Origin of the sequence: Actinomadura bangladeshensis, from assembly GCF_004348335.1 — a bacterium.
GTDB lineage: Bacteria > Actinomycetota > Actinomycetes > Streptosporangiales > Streptosporangiaceae > Spirillospora > Spirillospora bangladeshensis.
Window position 1 is genome coordinate 23,251 of record NZ_SMJW01000046.1, and the last position, 16,323, is coordinate 39,573.

The following is a 16,323-nucleotide window of genomic DNA, read 5'->3' on the forward strand; positions in this document are numbered from 1 at the left end:
AAGTGTCATAAGACGCAGACAGGGCGTTCCCCGGCGGGCAGCATCCGAGGCGGTGACGGGTTCCCCTGGAGGCGTGCAGAGACGCGTGCAGACGACCGGTACCCGCGGCACTGGGCCTCACCGCCCCACTCCCCCCATGCGCCGCGGGTGCCGGTTCACACGGTCCCGGACCGGAACGGACGTGCGGTGAGCGAGCGGACCACGACCCGCGGCGGCCTCGCCGCGGGTCCCGGCGAGGGGTTCTGGCACGCGCTGGACGGCCCGGAGCGCACGGCCCTGCGCGACGCGGGACGGGCGCGGACCTACCGGCCGCGGGCGCCGCTGTGCTACCAGGGCGACGACTCCGACCACATCATCGTCATCGAGTCCGGCTGGGCGAAGGTCGTCGCCTCCAGCGCGGACGGTCACTCGGTGGTGCTGGCCGTGCGGGGCCCGGGCGACCTGGTGTGCGAGAGCGCGGTGCTCGGCCGGCGGGAGCGGTCGGCGACCGTGCAGGCGCTCGACGAACTCCGGGCGCTGCTGGTGCCGGCCGCCCGCTTCACCGCCTTCCTGGACGCGCATCCGCGGGTGTGGATGCTGGTCAGCGGCACGTTCGTGCGGCGCCTGGACGACGCGGACCGGCGGCTGCGCGCGCACGTGTCGGCGCAGGGCGCGCGGCGGCTGGCGATCCTGCTCGCGGGGCTCGCGGACATGTCGGCCCGGCACGTCGCGGCGGGCCCCGGCGGCGAGGTCCCCATCGGGCCGCCGCTGTCGCAGGAGGAGCTCGGCAGCTGGATGGACGCCTCCCGCGAGACGGTCGCGCGGGCCCTAGCGGTGCTGCGGGACGAGGGGCTGGTCCGCACCGGCCGGCGCCGGCTGACCGTGCTGGACCCGGCGGGGCTGCGGGCCTTCGCGCGGACCCCGGGCGACCGGGAGGGCGGCGCCGGACCGCCCGGCGCCTTTACAATGTAGATTCCGATCTTTTCGGGGGGTTCGTCCCGTACGCTCGGTTCTGTGCCGCGCCGACCGCTGCGACTGCGTACCGCCGAGGCCGACGCCGAGGTCCGGGCGGGGCTCGACCGGATCCGCGCCGAGTACTCGGTGCCCGGCCCGTTCCCGCCCGCCGTCCTCGCCGAGGCCGCGATGCCCCCGGTGCTCGGCGACGGCCGGGCCGACCTGCGCGGCGTCGCGTTCTTCACCCTCGACCCGCCGGGGTCGAGGGACCTGGACCAGGCGATGCACCTGGAGCGGCGCGGGGCCGGGCACCGGGTCCGGTACGCGATCGCGGACGTGGCCGGGTTCGTGCGGCCCGGCGGCGCGCTCGACGCCGAGGCCCGCGCCCGCGGCGTCACCCTCTACCTGCCGGACGCCAGCTCCCCGCTGCACCCGCGCCCGCTGTCGGAGGGGACCGCGAGCCTGCTGCCGGGCCGCGACCGCCCGGCCGTCGCGTGGACGATCGACGTCGACGACGCCGGGCGGATCACCGGCGTGGACGTGCGGCGCGCCCTCGTCCGCAGCCGCGCCCGCCTCGACTACGCCACCGCGCGCCACGACGGCGCCGATCCGCGGATCGCGCTGCTCGGCGAGATCGGGGAGCGGCTCATCGCGGCGGAGGCGGCGCGCGGCGGGGTCAGCCTGCCGCTGCCCGAGCAGGAGGTCGTGCACGCGAACGGCGGCTGGGCGCTGAAGCTGCGCGGCGACCTCGCGACCGAGGCGTGGAACGCGCAGATCTCGCTGCTGACCGGGCGGGCGGCGGCGCGGCTGATGCTGGACGGCGGGGTCGGGCTGCTGCGCACGATGCCGCCCGCGCCCGCCGCGGCGGAGGCGCGGCTGCGGCTCGCGGCCCGCGCGCTCGGCGTCGCCTGGCCGGCGGACGCCTCCTACGGCGACATCGTCCGCGCGCTCGACCCGGCCCTGCCCCGGCACGCCGCGTTCCTGCACGACGCGGCGGGGCTGATGCGCGGGGCCGGCTACACGGCGTTCGACGGGGCGCGGCCGGAGCAGCCGCGGCACGCCGCCGTCGCCGCCCCGTACGCGCACGTGACCGCGCCGATCCGGCGGCTGGCGGACCGGTACGCCACCGAGGTGTGCCTGGCCCTGGCGGCGGGCCGCCCGGTGCCGGGGTGGGCGCGCGAGGCGCTGCCGGGGCTGCCGGAGGTGATGCAGCGCGCGCTGCGCCGCGCCGCGGACGTCGACCACGCCTGCGTCGACCTGGTCGAGGCGCTGCTGCTGCGCGAGCACGTCGGGGACGTCTTCGACGCGGTGGTGGTGGACGTGAACGGCGACCGGACCGGCGGGCGCGTCCAGCTGGTGGCGCCGCCGGTGTTCGGCCGCTGCGAGGGCGCGGACCTGCCGCTCGGCGAGCAGGTCAGGGTGCGGCTGGAGGAGGCGGACCCGGCGCGGCGCCGGGTCCGCTTCTCCCGCACCGCGTGATCAGCGGCGGCGGCTGTAGCGGCGGGGCCGCCAGTTGGTGCCGGTGCCGACGCCGGCGAAGTGCAGCGAGATCAGCAGCAGGCCGAGGACGGTCAGCGTCCCGTTGTTGATGGCGTCCGAGGACACGTCGGCCAGGTCGAAGAGCAGGGCAAGGGCGAAGACGATCGCGGCGACGATCGCGAGCATGTCGGGCCTCCGGTGGGGGTCGGGGGCCCGCGGCGGGCCCCTCGGCTGCCTACCGGATCTCCGCGTCGCCGCACGGCAAACCGCGGCCCCCTTTACGGCCCGTCCGAAACCCGGCCCGGAGGAGGTTCGGGCGCCGGCCGGTCAGCCGCTGAGCGCGGCGCGCGCCTCCTCGGTCATCCGGACGACCTCGCGGCGCACCTGCGGCCGCTCGGTGAGCCGCTCGCCGAAGGGGATCCGGACGGCGTGCTCCACGCCGCCGTCGGCGACGGCGAACTCGATCCCGGCGGCGTCCAGGCCGGTCATCCGGGCGGCGGTCGCACCGGGCCGGCCGCCGAGCGCCCGGCAGATGGTGAGGCAGTCGTCGGCGTGGTCGTCGTTCATGTGCCGCATGATCTGCCGCACGACGTCCTCGGTGAACGGACCGGAGTCGGCCATGAGAACACTCCTTTCCTGCAGGTACAAGGGTGAAACGGGCCGGGACCAGCGTCAGAGGGCCAGGCCCTTGTAGACGCGGAGGGCGTTGCCGCCGAGGACGAGGGAGAGCGTCTCCTCGTCCAGCCCGAGACCGGCGATGGCGCGGGCGTTGCGGGCGACGCCGGGGACGCCGGGCCAGTCGGTGCCGAAGACGAACTTGCGGGCGAGGCGGCGCAGGTCGTACCGGGCGTAGTACTCGGGGAGCCGGCGCGGCGGCAGCCCCGACAGCTCGATCCACACCTCCTCTCGCGACAGCGCGAGGAACGCGGCGGCGTCGTACCACCAGCCGCGCCCGCCGTGCGCGAGGACGAACGTCAGGCCGGGGAACAGCCGCAGGACGTCGTCGATGGGCGTGGGGTCGGCGTACCGGTTCGCCGAGCCGGGGAACGAGCTCGTGCCGCAGTGCACGACGACGGGCACGCCCGCGTCGCGGCACACCTGGTAGGCCGGGTACAGCTCGGGGTCTGCGACGCTGAACCCGCCGTGCACGGGGTGCAGTTTCAGGGCGGCGGCGCCGAACTCCAGCTGCCGCGCGACCTCGGCGCCGATCGGGTAGTGCAGGTGCGGGTTGACGTTGGCGATCGGCTTGAAGCGGCGCGGGTTGTGCTTGAGGAGCGGCTGCAGGTCCTCGATGGGCTGGACGCCGGTCGTCCTCGGGCTGTACTCGCACAGCAGCAGCGCGATGTCGACGCCCTCGCCGTCGAAGTAGGCGTCGACCCGCTCCGGGACGAGGGCCCCGTCTGCGTCGTAGAGGTCCTGCCAGGGGTGGGACGCGCCGAACTCCTCGGCCCACTGCCGCCATGCCGGGGGCAGGGTCGGCAGCCGGGCGGTGTGCACGTGCGCGTCGATCAGCGGCCGTCCGTCGAGCATGGGCGGAGCCTACCCACCGTTCCCGGCCGCGCCGGGAGGCGGGGTTCACGCGACGTCGGCGGAGTCCTGGCCGTCCAGCCAGGCCAGGATGCCCTCGACGGTGTCGCGGCAGCCGCCGCAGCCGGTGCCGGCGCGGGTCTCGCGGGCGACGCCGGCGGCGGTGCGGGCGCCGGCCTGCCAGCAGGCGCGGATCTCCCCCTTGCTGACGTTGTTGCACTGGCAGACGGTGGCGGCGTCCGGCATCCGGACCGGCGACTCGGCCTCGGCCGCCCGGCCCATGCCAGGGAAGAGCAGGCCGAGGCGCTCGGCGGGCAGCGGCGCGGCGTGGTCGTAGAGCCGGGTGAGCGTCCCGGCGGCGGAGGTCTCGCCGAGCAGGATCGCGCCGATCAGCCGCCCCTCCCGGATCACCGCCTTCTTGTAGGTGCCGCGCGCGGCGTCGGTGAACCGGACGACCTCCACGTCCTCGTCGTCGTCGCCGAAGTGCGTCTCCCCCATCGAGGCCAGCTCGATCCCGGCGGCCTTCAGCCGGGTGATCTGCCGGGCGCCGGTGAAGCGGGCGGCGGGATCGGTGCCGGCGAGCAGCCCGGCGAGCACGCCGGCCTGCTCCCAGGCGGGCGCGACCAGCCCGTACACCTCGTCGCGGTGCTCGGAGCACTCGCCGATGGCGCGGACGGACGGGTCGGTGACCGACCGCAGCTCGTCGTCCACGATCACGGCGCGGCCGATCGCGAGGCCCGCGTCCCGCGCCAGCGCCACCTCGGGGCGCACGCCGCAGGACAGGATGACGAGGTCGGCGCCGACGACCTCCGTCCCGCCCCCGGGCCGGGCCAGTTCGACGCCGGTGACGGCGCCGCCCTCGGTGCGCAGGGCGGTGACGTCGGCCTGCAGGCGCGTCCCGATGCCGAGCGCGGCGAGGGTGCGGGCCAGCACCCTCCCGGCGGCGGGGTCGAGCTGGCGCTCCATGAGGTGCCCGGCCAGGTGCAGGACGGTCACGTCCAGGCCGCGGCCCGCCAGCCCGCGCGCCGCCTCGATGCCGAGGAGGCCGCCGCCGACGACCACCGCGCGGCGCGCCGACGCGGCCAGCTCGGTGATGCGGCGGCAGTCGTCCAGGGTGCGGAACACCAGGGCGCCCTCGGGCAGGCCGTCGCGCAGGCCCGGCATCGGCGGGATGAACGCGGTGCTGCCCGTCGCGAGGACGAGCGTCGCGTACGGCGTCACCGTCCCGTCGGAGGCGTGCACGGTCCTCGCGGCCCGGTCGACGCGGGTGACCTCGACGCCGAGGCGCGCGTCCACGCCGTGGGAGGCGTACCAGGCGGCGTCCACGAGGCTGATGTGGTCGGGCCGCGTCACCCCGGCCAGGACGTTCGACAGCAGCACCCGGTTGTAGGGCCGCTGGGTCTCCGCACCGAACACGGTGACGGGGGTCGCGGTGTCGCGGGCGCGCAGCTCGCTGACGAACCGGGACCCGGCCATGCCGTTCCCGACGACCACGATCCCGGTTCCGCGGCTCATCTCCTCACCTCCAGCGGGAGCGGCTTGATCTGGTCGCGCTCGACCGCGAACCCGATGCTCGGGTCGGGGGTGCGCGGGGCGTTGACGAAGGAGACGAACCGGCGGAGCCGCTCGGGGTCGTCGAGGGTGTCGCGCCACTCGTCGGAATAGGACGCGACGTGCCGCTCCATGGCGGCGTCGAGGTCGGCGCAGATGCCGAGCCGGTCGTCCACGATGACCTCGCGGAGGTAGTCCAGGCCGCCGTCGAGGGACTCCAGCCAGCTCGCGGTGCGCTGCAGCCGGTCGGCGGTGCGGATGTAGAACATCAGGAACCGGTCGATGCAGCGGATCAGCTCGTCGTCGGCGAGGTCGGTGGCGAACAGGTCGGCGTGCCGGGGCCGCATGCCGCCGTTCCCGGCGAGGTAGAGGTTCCAGCCGTTCTCGGTGGCGATGACGCCGAAGTCCTTGCTCTGCGCCTCGGCGCACTCGCGGGCGCAGCCGGACACGGCCGACTTCAGCTTGTGCGGGGCGCGCAGCCCCCGGTACCGCAGCTCCAGGCGGATCGCCATGGCCGCCGAGTCCTGCACGCCGTAGCGGCACCAGGTCGACCCGACGCACGACTTCACCGTCCGCAGCGCCTTGCCGTAGGCGTGCCCGGACTCGAACCCGGCGTCGACGAGCCGCCGCCAGATCTCCGGGAGCTGCTCGACGCGGGCGCCGAACAGGTCGATCCGCTGCCCGCCGGTGATCTTGGTGTAGAGGCCGAAGTCGCGGGCGACCTCGCCGATCACGATGAGCTTGTCGGGGGTGATCTCGCCGCCGGGGACGCGCGGGACCACCGAGTAGGTGCCGTTCTTCTGCAGGTTGGCGAGGAAGTGGTCGTTGGTGTCCTGCAGGGCGGCCTGCTCGCCCTCCAGGATGTGGCCGTTGCCGAGGCTGGCCAGGATGGAGGCGACGGCGGGCTTGCAGATGTCGCAGCCGCGGCCCGTCCCGTGCTCCTCGACGAGCCGGGTGAAGCTGGTGACCTCCCCGGCGCGGACGATGTCGAACAGCTCGGCGCGGCTGTAGTCGAAGTGCTCGCAGATCGCCCGGCTGACCTCGATTCCGGCGGCGGTCAGCTCGGCGTCCAGGATGCGCTTGACCAGGGGGACGCAGCTGCCGCAGCTCGTTCCGGCGCGGGTGCAGGCCTTGACGCCGGGGACGTCGGTGAGGGCGTGCTCGGAGATCGCGCGGCGGATGCCCTCGGCGGTGACGTTGTTGCAGGAGCAGATGACGGCCGCGCCGGGCAGGTCGCCGCCGGCGGTCTCGGTCCCGCCGAACAGCATCTGCTCGGGCGCGCCCGGCAGGCTCCCGCCGACGAGGGCGCGCAGCGTGCCGTAGGACTCGGCGTCGCCGACGAGGACGCCGCCGAGGAGGGTCCGCGCGTCGTCGCTGACGACGAGCTTCTTGTAGACGCCGGCGACGGGGTCGGTGTAGGTGACGCCGAGGGCGCCCTGCTCCGGGCCCGCGAACGGGTCGCCGAAGCTGGCGACGTCCACGCCCATCAGCTTGAGCTTCGTGGACATGTCGGCGCCCTCGAACACGGCGGTGCTCGCGTCCGACAGGAGCCGGTCGGCGACGACCTCGGCCATGGAGAAGCACGGCCCGACCAGCCCGTACACGGTGCCGCCGTCCGGGCCGCCCACGAGGGCGCACTCGCCGATCGCCCAGATGGCGGGGTCCTCGGTGCGGCAGGTCGGATCCACCGCGACGCCGCCGCGCTCCCCCACCGGCAGGCCGCAGCCGCGGGCCAGCTCGTCGCGCGGCCGGATGCCCGCGGAGAACACCACGACCTCCGCGTCGAGCGCCGTGCCGTCGTCGAGCAGGACGCGCCGGACGGCCCCGTCGCCCCCGGCCTCCAGGGCGCGGATGGGGACGCCCGTGCGCACGCTCAGGCCGAGGCCCTCGATGTGGCGGCGCAGCATCGCGCCGCCGCCCTCGTCGAGCTGGCGCGGCATCAGCCACGGCGCGACCTCCACGACACCGCTGCGCAGCCCGAGGCCCTGCAGGGCGCGGGCCGCCTCCAGGCCGAGCAGTCCGCCTCCGACGACCGCGCCGGTGGCCCTGCCGTCCGCGTACTCGCGGATCGCGTCCAGGTCGTCGATCGTCCGGTACACGAACACGCCGGGCAGGTCCGCGCCCTTCACCGGCGGCACGAACGGCGCCGACCCGGTGGCCAGGACGAGCGCGTCGTAGGGGACGCGGCTCCCGGCCGAGGTGGTGACGGTGCGGGCGCCGCGGTCGATGCCCGTGACGCGCTCGCCGAGGCGGACGGCGACCTCGCCGCCGTGCTCCGGGTAGGCGAGGTCGGCGCCCTCCAGGTGCGTCGTCAGCGCCACCCGGTCGTAGGCGGCGCGGGACTCCTCCCCGATCACGGTGACGCTCCAGGCCCCGGCGGCGTCGCGCTCGCGCAGGGCCTCCACGAGGCGGTGCGCGGCCGGTCCGTGCCCGGCCACGACCAGCCGCTTGTCCGGTCTGCTGTCGGCTCCCATGAACCCCGATGCTCGGCGGTCCGTATTTCCCGGATGGATCACCCGCGTCACCCGCGCGTTAACTGGACCTCACCGCCGCCATTTCCTTCAGGACGGCGCTGGGGGACACTCCAGGGGATGGAAGACCAGGCGTAGTCCGCGGCCTCGGCCGCGGGCCGGAGGCCGCCATGCGACGGATCATCGGTGCGTCCCTCATCGGGCTCGGCGCGTTCCTGCTGGCCGCGGGCGTCCTCGTCCGCTTCTATGTGGCGCCCATGCTGATCGGCGCGCCGGCGGACGTCTACCAGGTCACCCGGCTGCGGGCCGAGAACGCGGCCTACTTCGACGCCGCGGCGGCGGCGCCGCGCACGGGCGCGACGGTGGTGGCGACCAACACCGTCCGCGGCGACCCCGGCTCTTCCCGCGCCCGCGTCGCCGTGTGGGACTCCACGACCGTCGTCCAGGACGTGGGGCGCGGGACGACGATCGAGCTGCAGAAGCAGCGGTACGCGTTCGACCGCCGCACCGGTCGGCTGCGCAACTGCTGCGGCGCGGCGATCGGCGGCGACACCGCCGTCCGCCAGTCGGGGGTGGGCCTGTTCTGGCCGGTCCAGCCCCGCAAGGAGGGGCTGGAGCTGTTCGACACCGCGACCCTGCGCACCTGGCCGGCGGTGTTCGACGGTGCGGAGCGGGTCGACGGGACGCTCACCTACCGCTTCGTCGTGCGCATCCCGGAGACCAGGGTCGCCGGGGAGCTGCCCGCCGTGCCGGGCGCGCTGCTCGGCCGCGGCGCGGACGCCCCGGCCGTGCCGGTGGACCGCTACTACCGGGCCGAGGGCACGTACTGGGTCGACCCTCGGACGGGCGCGCCGGTCGACCAGCGGCAGCGGGTGCTGTCGGAGCTGCGGCCCAGGCAGGGGCCGGGGCGGCTCGTGGTGGCCGACTTCACCCTGCGGATGACCCCCGAGTCGCGGCACGCCCTGCGGGCGAGGTCGGACGACGGAGCCGGGAAGATCCGGATCCTGAAGACCGTCCTGCCGCTGGTGTGCGGCGGCGCGGGGCTGCTGCTGATCGCGGCCGGGGCGCTGCTCACCGTGAACGGCGGCCGGCGCGGCGACGCCCCGGACGGGCCGGCGCCCGCGGCCCGTTAACCCCCGGACGGGCGGGTAGGACGGACGAAAGGTCAGAACCGTCCGCGTAAAGGGGGTAATCGCGATGGGCGAGTCGCAGCACCGTCCCGTACAGGGTGAGCACCGCTACGAGCAGGAGATCACCTCGCCGGGCGAGCATGAGGAGCGGCAGGGCCGCAGCCTCGTCACCACCGACCACGAGGTGATCCGCCAGTGGGCGGACGAGCGCGGCGCCGAGCCGTCCACCGTGCCGGGCAGCGACTACGGCGGCCGGCCGGGCCGGCTGCTGTTCGACTTCCCCGGCTACGGCGGGGAGAACCTGGAGCACATCTCCTGGGACGACTGGTTCGCCACGTTCGACGAGCGCGAGCTGAACTTCCTGTACCAGGAGCACAGGAAGGACGGCTCGCAGAGCAACTTCTTCCAGCTGGAGAACCCGGGCCGCTGACCCCGCTCAGGCGCCGCGCCCGGGCGGGGCGAGGACGAGCGTCGCGTCGTGCCCGCCGAACCCGAACGAGTTCGACAGGGCGGGCGCGGCCGGCGCTATCGTCCGCGCCTCGCCGTGCACGACGTCGAGCAGCGCGGTGTCGGCGTCGGGGGCGGTGAAGTTCGCGGTGGGCGGGACGAGCCCGTCCGCCGCGCCGAGCAGCGCGACCATCGCCTGCAGCGCGCCGCCCGCGCCGAGGACGTGCCCGGTGACCCCCTTGGTCGCGGTGACCGGCGGGGTCCTGCCGCCGAAGCAGCGGCCGATCGCCAGCGCCTCGGCGCCGTCGTTGCCGCGGGTACCGGTCGCGTGCGCGCTGATGTGCCCGATCCGGGCGGCGTCGAGCCCGGCGTCGTCGAGCGCGGCGGCCATGCAGCGCGCGGCGACCCCGCCGTCCGGGCGGGGCCGGACGAGGTGCGCGGCGTCGGCCGCGCAGCCGTAGCCGGCGACCTCCCCGTACACGCGGGCGCCGCGTGCGGCGGCGCGGTCGGCGCGCTCCAGCGCGAGGAACGCGGCGGCCTCGCCGACCACGAACCCGTCGCGGTCGGCGTCGAACGGGCGGCCCGCGGTGTGCGGGGTCGGATCGCGGCGGGCGAGCGTGCCGATGCGGGCGAACGCGGCCATCGCGAACGGGGTGAGGATCGCGTCGACGCCGCCGGCGACGGCCGCGTCGATCCGCCCGGCGCGGATGGCGAGGACGGCCTCGCCGATCGCGGTGGCGCCGCTGGCGCAGCCGGTGGAGAAGGTGAGGCAGGGGCCCTCGCAGCCGTGCCGGATCGACACGTTCGCGGCGGTCGCGTTCGGCATGATCCTCGGGACGGCGGGGACCGGCACCCGGTCCAGCGTCCCGGCGTGCTCGTGGCCGCCGAGCGCGACGGTGGAGGCGAGGCCGGCGGCGGCCGTCCCCACGTAGACGCCGCGGCGGTCGGGGCCGCCGCCGTAGCCGGGCCCGGCGTCGGCGACCGCGTCGTCGGCCGCGGCGACGCCGAGCTTGGTCATCCGGTCGAGGCGGCGCCGCTCGGGCCGGGTGAAGTAGCGGTCCTCGTCCAGCGGCTGGGCGGGGCAGCCGAACGACACCGCGGTCCCGGCCTCCAGCAGCTCGGGGACGTGCACGGCCTGCGACTTGCCGGCGAGGACGGTCGCGAAGACCTCCGCGGGCGTGCCGCCCGCCGGGCTCTTCACGCCGAACCCGGTCACCACGACGCGGGGCGTCCCGTCGGCCCGGAAATCTCGGGCACGCTGCTCTCGGGCACGCTGCTCCTGGGCCCGGTGCTCCTGGGCCCGGTGCTCCTGGGCACGGTGCTCCTGGGCACGGTGCTCAGCGGTCATCCGCTCACCTCGCGGTATGGGGGGATCCCGCTGAGGAGGCGCGGGCTCCGGAAAGTTAGCGCGGCGGAGATCGCCGGAACTTGCCGGCCCGTGCACATTCTCCGGGCGGTTTTTGTCACCGCGGTGACACGCGCCACACCGCTACCGGGCGTTTCGTCCGGCACCGGTGCCGGTCGTGCACCATGGAGGGGTGACGCGGGTAGCGGAGGGCACGGCGGGGGCGGAGATCGCGGCGCGGGCGGGCGAGCTGCCCCTGCTGGCCGATCTCGTCGCGGACGGCGACGTGGTGGTGCTGAGCGGCGCCGGCCTGTCCACCGAGTCCGGCATCCCGGACTACCGCGGGGAGACGGGCCGCCGCCGGCGCGCGGACCCGATGACCTACCAGGCGTTCACCGGGAGCGAGGCGGCGCGGCGCCGGTACTGGGCGCGCAGCCACCTCGGCTGGCGGCACATCGCGGCGGCGCGCCCGAACGCGGGGCACCGCGCGGTGGCGGAGCTGCAGCGGCGCGGCCTGCTCGCGGGGATCATCACGCAGAACGTCGACGGGCTGCAGCAGGCCGCCGGCGCGGACGGCGTGATCGAGCTGCACGGCGCGCTGGACCGGGTGGTGTGCCTGGGATGCGGGGAGCGGACGCCGCGCGGGCGGCTGGACGCGCGGCTGCGCGCCGCGAACCCCGGCTTCGAGGCGCGCGCGGACGCGATCAACCCCGACGGCGACGCGGTGATCCCCGACGCGGTGATCGACGCGTTCCGGGTCGCGGGCTGCGAGCGGTGCGGCGGCGTGCTCAAGCCCGACGTGATCTTCTTCGGGGAGAACGTGCCGCCCGCCCGGGTCCGCGAGTGCTACGCGCTCACCGAGGGCGCGGGCGCGCTGCTGGTGCTCGGGTCGTCGCTGACGGTGCTGTCGGGGTACCGGTTCGTCCGGCACGCGGCGCGGCACGGCGTCCCGGTGGCGATCGTGAACCGGGGCGCGACGCGCGGCGACGAGCACGCCCTGGTGACGCTGGACGCGCCGCTCGGCCCGGCCCTCACCGCGCTGGTGGACGAGCTGGGGCGGTAGGCCGTCACCGTCCCCCGCCGGACAGCAGCGACGTCGCGGCGGGCGCCGGGGAGACCCGCGCGCCGGGCGGCGCGGGCGGCGGCGGCCCGGTGACCGCGGGCGGGTCGGGCAGCGTGTCCCCGGTGACGAACCCGGTGGTCTCCAGCTGCCGCAGCTGCTCGGTGACGAGCGGCTGCGCCTGCTCGGCGAACCGCCGCACGAGCGTGTTGCGGGTACTGGCGCGGACGGCGCCGAGCTCGGCGAGCAGCAGGCCCTCCGCCATCCGCATCCGCGCGACGGCGGTCCGGTCGTAGTCGTTGCCGGACTTGCCGGTGATCTCCGACATCCAGCTCTGCTGCTCGGGGCTCGGCCCGGCGGGCAGCACGACGCCGAGCCGCCCGGCGAACCGCCGGTTCAGCAGGTCGAGCCGGGTGTGCCGGCGGGCGACCTCGGTGAGCGCGCGGCGGGTCGCGGCCCGGGCGGCCTGGCGCTGCGCCTGGCGGGCGACGGGGATCTCCCACAGCGCGGCCTGCCGGAGCCGCACCATGACGTCGCGGTCGGCGGGGCCGAGCGGGCCCCAGTCGGTGGTGACGGTCGATTGGGCGGCCGCCTCGTCGGCGGGCGACGGCGCGACCGCGGCGCCGTCGGTGGCCTGCCGTCCGGCCGGCTGGCAGGCGCCCAGCAGCAGGGCGGCGGCCAGCGCGGACGCGGCCAGTGCGGGAACGGCGGCCGGTCTGGGCCGGGGCATCCGGGCACCGCCTCTCGGTCGGGGTGAAGGGCGTTACGTCCGCAGTACGGACGTCGCCGCGGCGCGGTTCGACGCGGGCGGGGTCAGGTCCAGCCGAGCTGGGCGAGGGTGCTGGCCGGGGGTTCGCCGCCCGCCTCGGTGAAGGCGCGCAGGGCGGCGACGAGGGCCTGCCGCTGCCCGGCGGGCATGCGGGAGACGACGCCGGCGATCTCGGCGCGGCGGCGGGCGGTGACGTCGTCGACGATGCGCCGCCCGGCGGCGGTCACCTGGATCCGGACCTCCCGGCCGCTCTCGGGGCTGGCCTCGCGGCTGACGAGCCCGCCGGCGGCGAGCCGGTCGACCATCCGCATCGCGGTGGAGGGGTTGACCTCCAGCAGCCCGGCGAGCGTCACGAGCTTGGAGGGCCCCTGCGACGACAGCACGACCAGCAGCCGGAACTGCGGCAGCGTGACGGCGCCCTCGACCGCCGCCAGCGACCGCACGGAGATCGCCACGAGCAGCCGGGACGCGGTCAGCATCGCCGAGGTGACCTCGTCGACGCCCGCGTCCCCGTGCTCGCTCATGACGACTTTCTACAGGGCCGGGCCCCGGGTGCGCCAACGCGGCCCGGGGCGCCGCGGCCCGCGCTCACCGCCGCCCGCCCGGGTGCCCGTCCGGGTGCCCGTCCGCGCCGCCGGGCAGGAGGTCGGCGAGCAGTTCGGCGAGGTGGCGGGGCCGGGCGGCGGTCCCCGCCTCGATCTGCGTGCGGCAGGAGAAGCCGTCGGCGAGCACGGCCGTGCCGGGCTCGGCGTCCTCGACGGCGGGCCACACCCCCTGCTCGGCGATCTTGGTGGAGACCTCGTAGTGGCCGCGTTCGAACCCGAAGTCGCCGGCGAGTCCGCAGCACCCGACGTCGAGCGTCTCCACGTCCACGCCGGCGCGGGACAGGACGCGCTCGTCGGCGCCGAACCCCATGATGGCGTGCTGGTGGCAGTGCGGCTGCGCGATCGCGCGGACCCTCGGGGTGTCGAGCCCGGCGACGGTGTCGTGCGCCGCGAGCGGCGAGGCGCCGCCGGCCTCCTCCTGGCGCTCGTCGAGCAGCTCGGCCAGCGTGCGGGTCTGGTCGCGGAGCCGCTTCACGTCGTCGGCCGCGGCGTCGCGCTCCATCAGCTCGGGCGCGTCGGCGCGGAACACGGCGGTGCAGGACGGCTCCAGCCCGATGACCGGGACGCCCTCGCGCAGCCGGGGCGCGAGTGCCCGGACGGTGCGGCGCAGCACGCGGGCGGCGACGCCGAGCTGCCCGGTGGAGATCCACGTCAGCCCGCAGCACAGCGCGGCGGGCGGGACCTCGACCCGGTACCCGGACGCCTCCAGGACGCGCACGGCGGCCCTGCCGATGTGGGGGTGGAAGTTGTTGGTGAACGTGTCGGGCCACAGCACGACCCGCCGGTCCCCCGCCCCGTCCGGCACCGGGCGGCGCTTGAACCAGTCGGTGAACCGCTCGGGCGCGAACTCCGGAATGTCGCGCTGCGGGGCGATGCCGCCGATCCGCTTGGCGGCGCCGCTCAGGCCGGGCAGGTGCAGGGCGGTGTTGGCCGCGCCGGGCGCGAACGCGGCGAGCCGCGCCCACAGCGGCAGCCAGCCCATCGTGTAGTGCGCGGCCGGGCGGACGCGGCCCTTGTAGTGGTGGGCGAGGAACTCGGCCTTGTAGGTGGCCATGTCGACGTTGACGGGGCAGTCGCTGCGGCAGCCCTTGCAGGCCAGGCACAGGTCGAGGGCGTCGTGGACGTCCTTGGACCGCCACCCGTCGGTGATGACGGCGGCGCCGCCGGGCCCCGGCACCGACGGGTTCGGCACCCCGTCGCCCCGGCCCTCGTCGCCGGGCATCCCCCGCATCATCTCCATCAGGATCCGGGCGCGGCCGCGGGTGGAGTGCTCCTCCTCCCCCGTCGCCCGGTAGCTCGGGCACATGACGCCGCCGGAGGACGCGCGGCACTTGCCGATGCCGACGCAGCGGGCGGCGGCGTGGGTGAACCGGTGGTGGTCGTCGGGGAAGGCGAAGTGCGTCCGCGGCTCGGCGGGGTCGTAGGCGAGGTGGTCGAGGTTGTCGTCGAGCCGGTACGGGTGGACGATCTTGCCGGGGTTCATCCGGTTCCCCGGGTCGAAGACGGCCTTGAACCGCTCGAACAGCCGGATCACCTCGTCCCCGAACATGATCGGCAGCAGCTCGGCGCGGGACTGGCCGTCGCCGTGCTCGCCCGACAGCGACCCGCCGTAGCCGGCGACCAGGCGGGCGGCGCGCTCGATGAACCGGCGGTAGTTCCCGGCGCCCCTCTCGTCCTCCAGGTCGAACGGGATGCGGGTGTGCACGCAGCCCTGCCCGAAGTGCCCGTAGAGGGAGACCGGCCCGTAGCCGAACTCGCGGATGAGGGCGCGGAAGTCGCGCAGGTAGTCGCCGAGCCGCTCGGGCGGGACGGCGGCGTCCTCCCAGCCCTCATGGGTGTCGGGGCGGCCCGGCGGGTAGGCGGTGGCGCCGAGCCCGGCCTCGCGGACCTGCCAGAGCAGCTCCTCCTCGTCCGGGTCGCGGACGAAGGTGTGCCGCGGCGGGTTCGGGCCGTTCTCCATGTGCTCGATGAGCGCGCGGGCGCGCTCGTCGGCCTCGTCCTTGCTGTCGCCGCCGAACCGGATCATGAGCCAGCCGGCGCCGTCCGGCATGTCCTGGACGACGCGCGGCCCGGCGAGGTGGTGCTGCTTGGCGAGGTCGAGCAGCCGCTCGTCCATGCCCTCCAGGGCGAGCGGCTTGAACGGCAGGATGCGCTGCACGGCGTCGCCCGCGTCCGGGATGTCGTCGTAGCCGAGGACGGCGAGCGACTGGTACGCCGGGACGGGGACGAGCTCGATCTCGGCGTGCAGGACGGTGACGAGCGTGGACTCCGACCCGACGAGGGCGCGGGCGACGTCGAAGTTCTTCTCCGGCAGCAGCGAGTCGAGGTTGTAGCCGGACACGCGGCGCGGGATGTCGGGGTAGCGGGTGCGGATCGGCTCCATGCCGTCGTCGCGCAGCGCGCGCAGCGCCCGGTAGATCTCCGCGCGGCGCCCGCCGCCGGCGAGGATCCGCTCGTACTCCTCGTCGGAGGTCTCCCCCACCCACATGCGCACGCCGTCGTAGGTGAGCACCTCCAGCCGGACGACGGAGTCGACCATCTTCCCGTACGCCTGCGCGGACGCGCCGCAGGAGTTGTTGCCGATCATCCCGCCGATCGTGCAGGTGTCGTGCGTGGACGGTTTGGGCCCGACCATGAGGCCGTGCCCCGACAGCTCCTCGTTCAGGTCGTCCAGGCACGCGCCGGGCTCCACGACGGCGCGGCGCGCGCCGGCGTCCAGGGAGACCAGGCTCCGGCAGTACTTCGACCAGTCGATCACGACGGCGGTGTTGACGCACTGCCCGGCGAGGCTCGTCCCGCCGCCGCGCGACAGGACCGGGACGTCGTGCTCGGCGCAGACGCGGACGGCCTCGGCGCCGGCCTCGACGCCGCGCGGCACCACCACCCCGATGGGGGGCTGCTGGTAGTTGGACGAGTCGTGCGCGTACGCGGCGCGCGATCCGGGGTCGAACCGGACCTCGCCGTCCACCCGCGCGGCGAGCGCGCGCCGCAGCGCCTCCCGCCCGT

14 protein-coding genes are annotated in these 16,323 nt (G+C 75.8%); 5 read left to right on the plus strand and 9 right to left on the minus strand.

The window, feature by feature from the left end; translation table 11 throughout:
• The first annotated feature begins 186 nt into the window (after positions 1-186).
• On the plus strand, positions 187-951 hold the full coding sequence (locus E1284_RS11905) for a Crp/Fnr family transcriptional regulator (RefSeq protein ID WP_131939103.1): 765 nt from the start codon (positions 187-189) through the stop codon (positions 949-951).
• A gap of 42 nt (positions 952-993) precedes the next feature.
• Positions 994-2,412 carry an RNB domain-containing ribonuclease gene (locus E1284_RS11910; RefSeq protein WP_131939104.1) on the plus strand — a complete coding sequence of 473 codons (1,419 nt, stop codon included), beginning with the start codon at positions 994-996 and terminating at the stop codon, positions 2,410-2,412.
• Here the strand turns inward: E1284_RS11910 and E1284_RS11915 are convergent, their stop codons facing one another.
• The 5 genes from E1284_RS11915 to nirB all read right to left on the minus strand — a co-directional run bounded on the left by E1284_RS11915 (position 2,413) and on the right by nirB (position 7,964).
• On the minus strand, positions 2,413-2,598 hold the full coding sequence (locus E1284_RS11915; protein ID WP_131939105.1) for a hypothetical protein: 186 nt from the start codon (positions 2,596-2,598) through the stop codon (positions 2,413-2,415).
• Between the two features lie 141 nt (positions 2,599-2,739).
• The gene (locus E1284_RS11920; RefSeq protein ID WP_131939106.1) at positions 2,740-3,033 is read right to left on the minus strand and encodes a DUF2470 domain-containing protein; all 294 of its coding nucleotides are present in this window, start codon (positions 3,031-3,033) and stop codon (positions 2,740-2,742) included.
• Between the two features lie 51 nt (positions 3,034-3,084).
• Positions 3,085-3,942 carry an amidohydrolase family protein gene (locus E1284_RS11925; protein ID WP_131939107.1) on the minus strand — a complete coding sequence of 286 codons (858 nt, stop codon included), beginning with the start codon at positions 3,940-3,942 and terminating at the stop codon, positions 3,085-3,087.
• A gap of 45 nt (positions 3,943-3,987) precedes the next feature.
• Positions 3,988-5,454: an FAD-dependent oxidoreductase gene (locus E1284_RS11930; RefSeq protein WP_131939108.1), complete on the minus strand. Its 1,467-nt coding sequence runs from the start codon at positions 5,452-5,454 to the stop codon at positions 3,988-3,990.
• Positions 5,451-7,964, minus strand: a complete 2,514-nt coding sequence (nirB, locus tag E1284_RS11935) for a nitrite reductase large subunit NirB (RefSeq protein ID WP_131939109.1) — start codon at positions 7,962-7,964, stop codon at positions 5,451-5,453. The genes E1284_RS11930 and nirB overlap by 4 nt, the downstream gene beginning before the upstream one ends.
• A gap of 167 nt (positions 7,965-8,131) precedes the next feature.
• Here nirB and pgfA point away from each other — a divergent pair, with 167 nt between their 5' ends.
• Both pgfA and E1284_RS11945 read left to right on the plus strand, forming a co-directional pair.
• The gene (pgfA, locus tag E1284_RS11940) at positions 8,132-9,094 is read left to right on the plus strand and encodes a cell envelope lipid trafficking protein PgfA (protein ID WP_131939110.1); all 963 of its coding nucleotides are present in this window, start codon (positions 8,132-8,134) and stop codon (positions 9,092-9,094) included.
• Between the two features lie 64 nt (positions 9,095-9,158).
• Positions 9,159-9,521 carry a hypothetical protein gene (locus E1284_RS11945; RefSeq protein ID WP_131939111.1) on the plus strand — a complete coding sequence of 121 codons (363 nt, stop codon included), beginning with the start codon at positions 9,159-9,161 and terminating at the stop codon, positions 9,519-9,521.
• A 6-nt stretch (positions 9,522-9,527) separates the two neighbouring features.
• Here E1284_RS11945 and E1284_RS11950 read toward each other — a convergent pair whose 3' ends face one another.
• Positions 9,528-10,886: a beta-ketoacyl-[acyl-carrier-protein] synthase family protein gene (locus E1284_RS11950; RefSeq protein WP_131939112.1), complete on the minus strand. Its 1,359-nt coding sequence runs from the start codon at positions 10,884-10,886 to the stop codon at positions 9,528-9,530.
• Between the two features lie 190 nt (positions 10,887-11,076).
• Here E1284_RS11950 and E1284_RS11955 point away from each other — a divergent pair, with 190 nt between their 5' ends.
• On the plus strand, positions 11,077-11,946 hold the full coding sequence (locus E1284_RS11955; protein ID WP_131939113.1) for an NAD-dependent protein deacetylase: 870 nt from the start codon (positions 11,077-11,079) through the stop codon (positions 11,944-11,946).
• Between the two features lie 4 nt (positions 11,947-11,950).
• Here the strand turns inward: E1284_RS11955 and E1284_RS11960 are convergent, their stop codons facing one another.
• The 3 genes from E1284_RS11960 to E1284_RS11970 all read right to left on the minus strand — a co-directional run bounded on the left by E1284_RS11960 (position 11,951) and on the right by E1284_RS11970 (position 16,309).
• The gene (locus E1284_RS11960) at positions 11,951-12,673 is read right to left on the minus strand and encodes a DUF4142 domain-containing protein (RefSeq protein WP_131939114.1); all 723 of its coding nucleotides are present in this window, start codon (positions 12,671-12,673) and stop codon (positions 11,951-11,953) included.
• Positions 12,674-12,756: 83 nt separating this feature from the next.
• Positions 12,757-13,236 carry a MarR family winged helix-turn-helix transcriptional regulator gene (locus tag E1284_RS11965; protein WP_131939115.1) on the minus strand — a complete coding sequence of 160 codons (480 nt, stop codon included), beginning with the start codon at positions 13,234-13,236 and terminating at the stop codon, positions 12,757-12,759.
• Between the two features lie 64 nt (positions 13,237-13,300).
• Entirely contained in the window at positions 13,301-16,309 is a 3,009-nt protein-coding gene (locus E1284_RS11970) for an FAD-binding and (Fe-S)-binding domain-containing protein (protein ID WP_131939116.1), read from the minus strand.
• Positions 16,310-16,323: the final 14 nt, after the last annotated feature.

What these genes read in the sequence shown, in the direction of transcription:
- E1284_RS11945 (WP_131939111.1), top strand. Translation starts at nt 9,159, where the DNA reads ATGGGCGAGTCGCAGCACCGTCCCGTACAGGGTGAGCACCGCTACGAG.
- E1284_RS11920 (WP_131939106.1), bottom strand. Translation starts at nt 3,033, where the DNA reads ATGGCCGACTCCGGTCCGTTCACCGAGGACGTCGTGCGGCAGATCATG.
- E1284_RS11915 (WP_131939105.1), bottom strand. Translation starts at nt 2,598, where the DNA reads ATGCTCGCGATCGTCGCCGCGATCGTCTTCGCCCTTGCCCTGCTCTTC.
- E1284_RS11930 (WP_131939108.1), bottom strand. Translation starts at nt 5,454, where the DNA reads ATGAGCCGCGGAACCGGGATCGTGGTCGTCGGGAACGGCATGGCCGGG.
- E1284_RS11965 (WP_131939115.1), bottom strand. Translation starts at nt 13,236, where the DNA reads ATGAGCGAGCACGGGGACGCGGGCGTCGACGAGGTCACCTCGGCGATG.
- E1284_RS11925 (WP_131939107.1), bottom strand. Translation starts at nt 3,942, where the DNA reads ATGCTCGACGGACGGCCGCTGATCGACGCGCACGTGCACACCGCCCGG.
- pgfA (WP_131939110.1), top strand. Translation starts at nt 8,132, where the DNA reads ATGCGACGGATCATCGGTGCGTCCCTCATCGGGCTCGGCGCGTTCCTG.
- E1284_RS11960 (WP_131939114.1), bottom strand. Translation starts at nt 12,673, where the DNA reads ATGCCCCGGCCCAGACCGGCCGCCGTTCCCGCACTGGCCGCGTCCGCG.
- nirB (WP_131939109.1), bottom strand. Translation starts at nt 7,964, where the DNA reads ATGGGAGCCGACAGCAGACCGGACAAGCGGCTGGTCGTGGCCGGGCAC.
- E1284_RS11950 (WP_131939112.1), bottom strand. Translation starts at nt 10,886, where the DNA reads ATGACCGCTGAGCACCGTGCCCAGGAGCACCGTGCCCAGGAGCACCGG.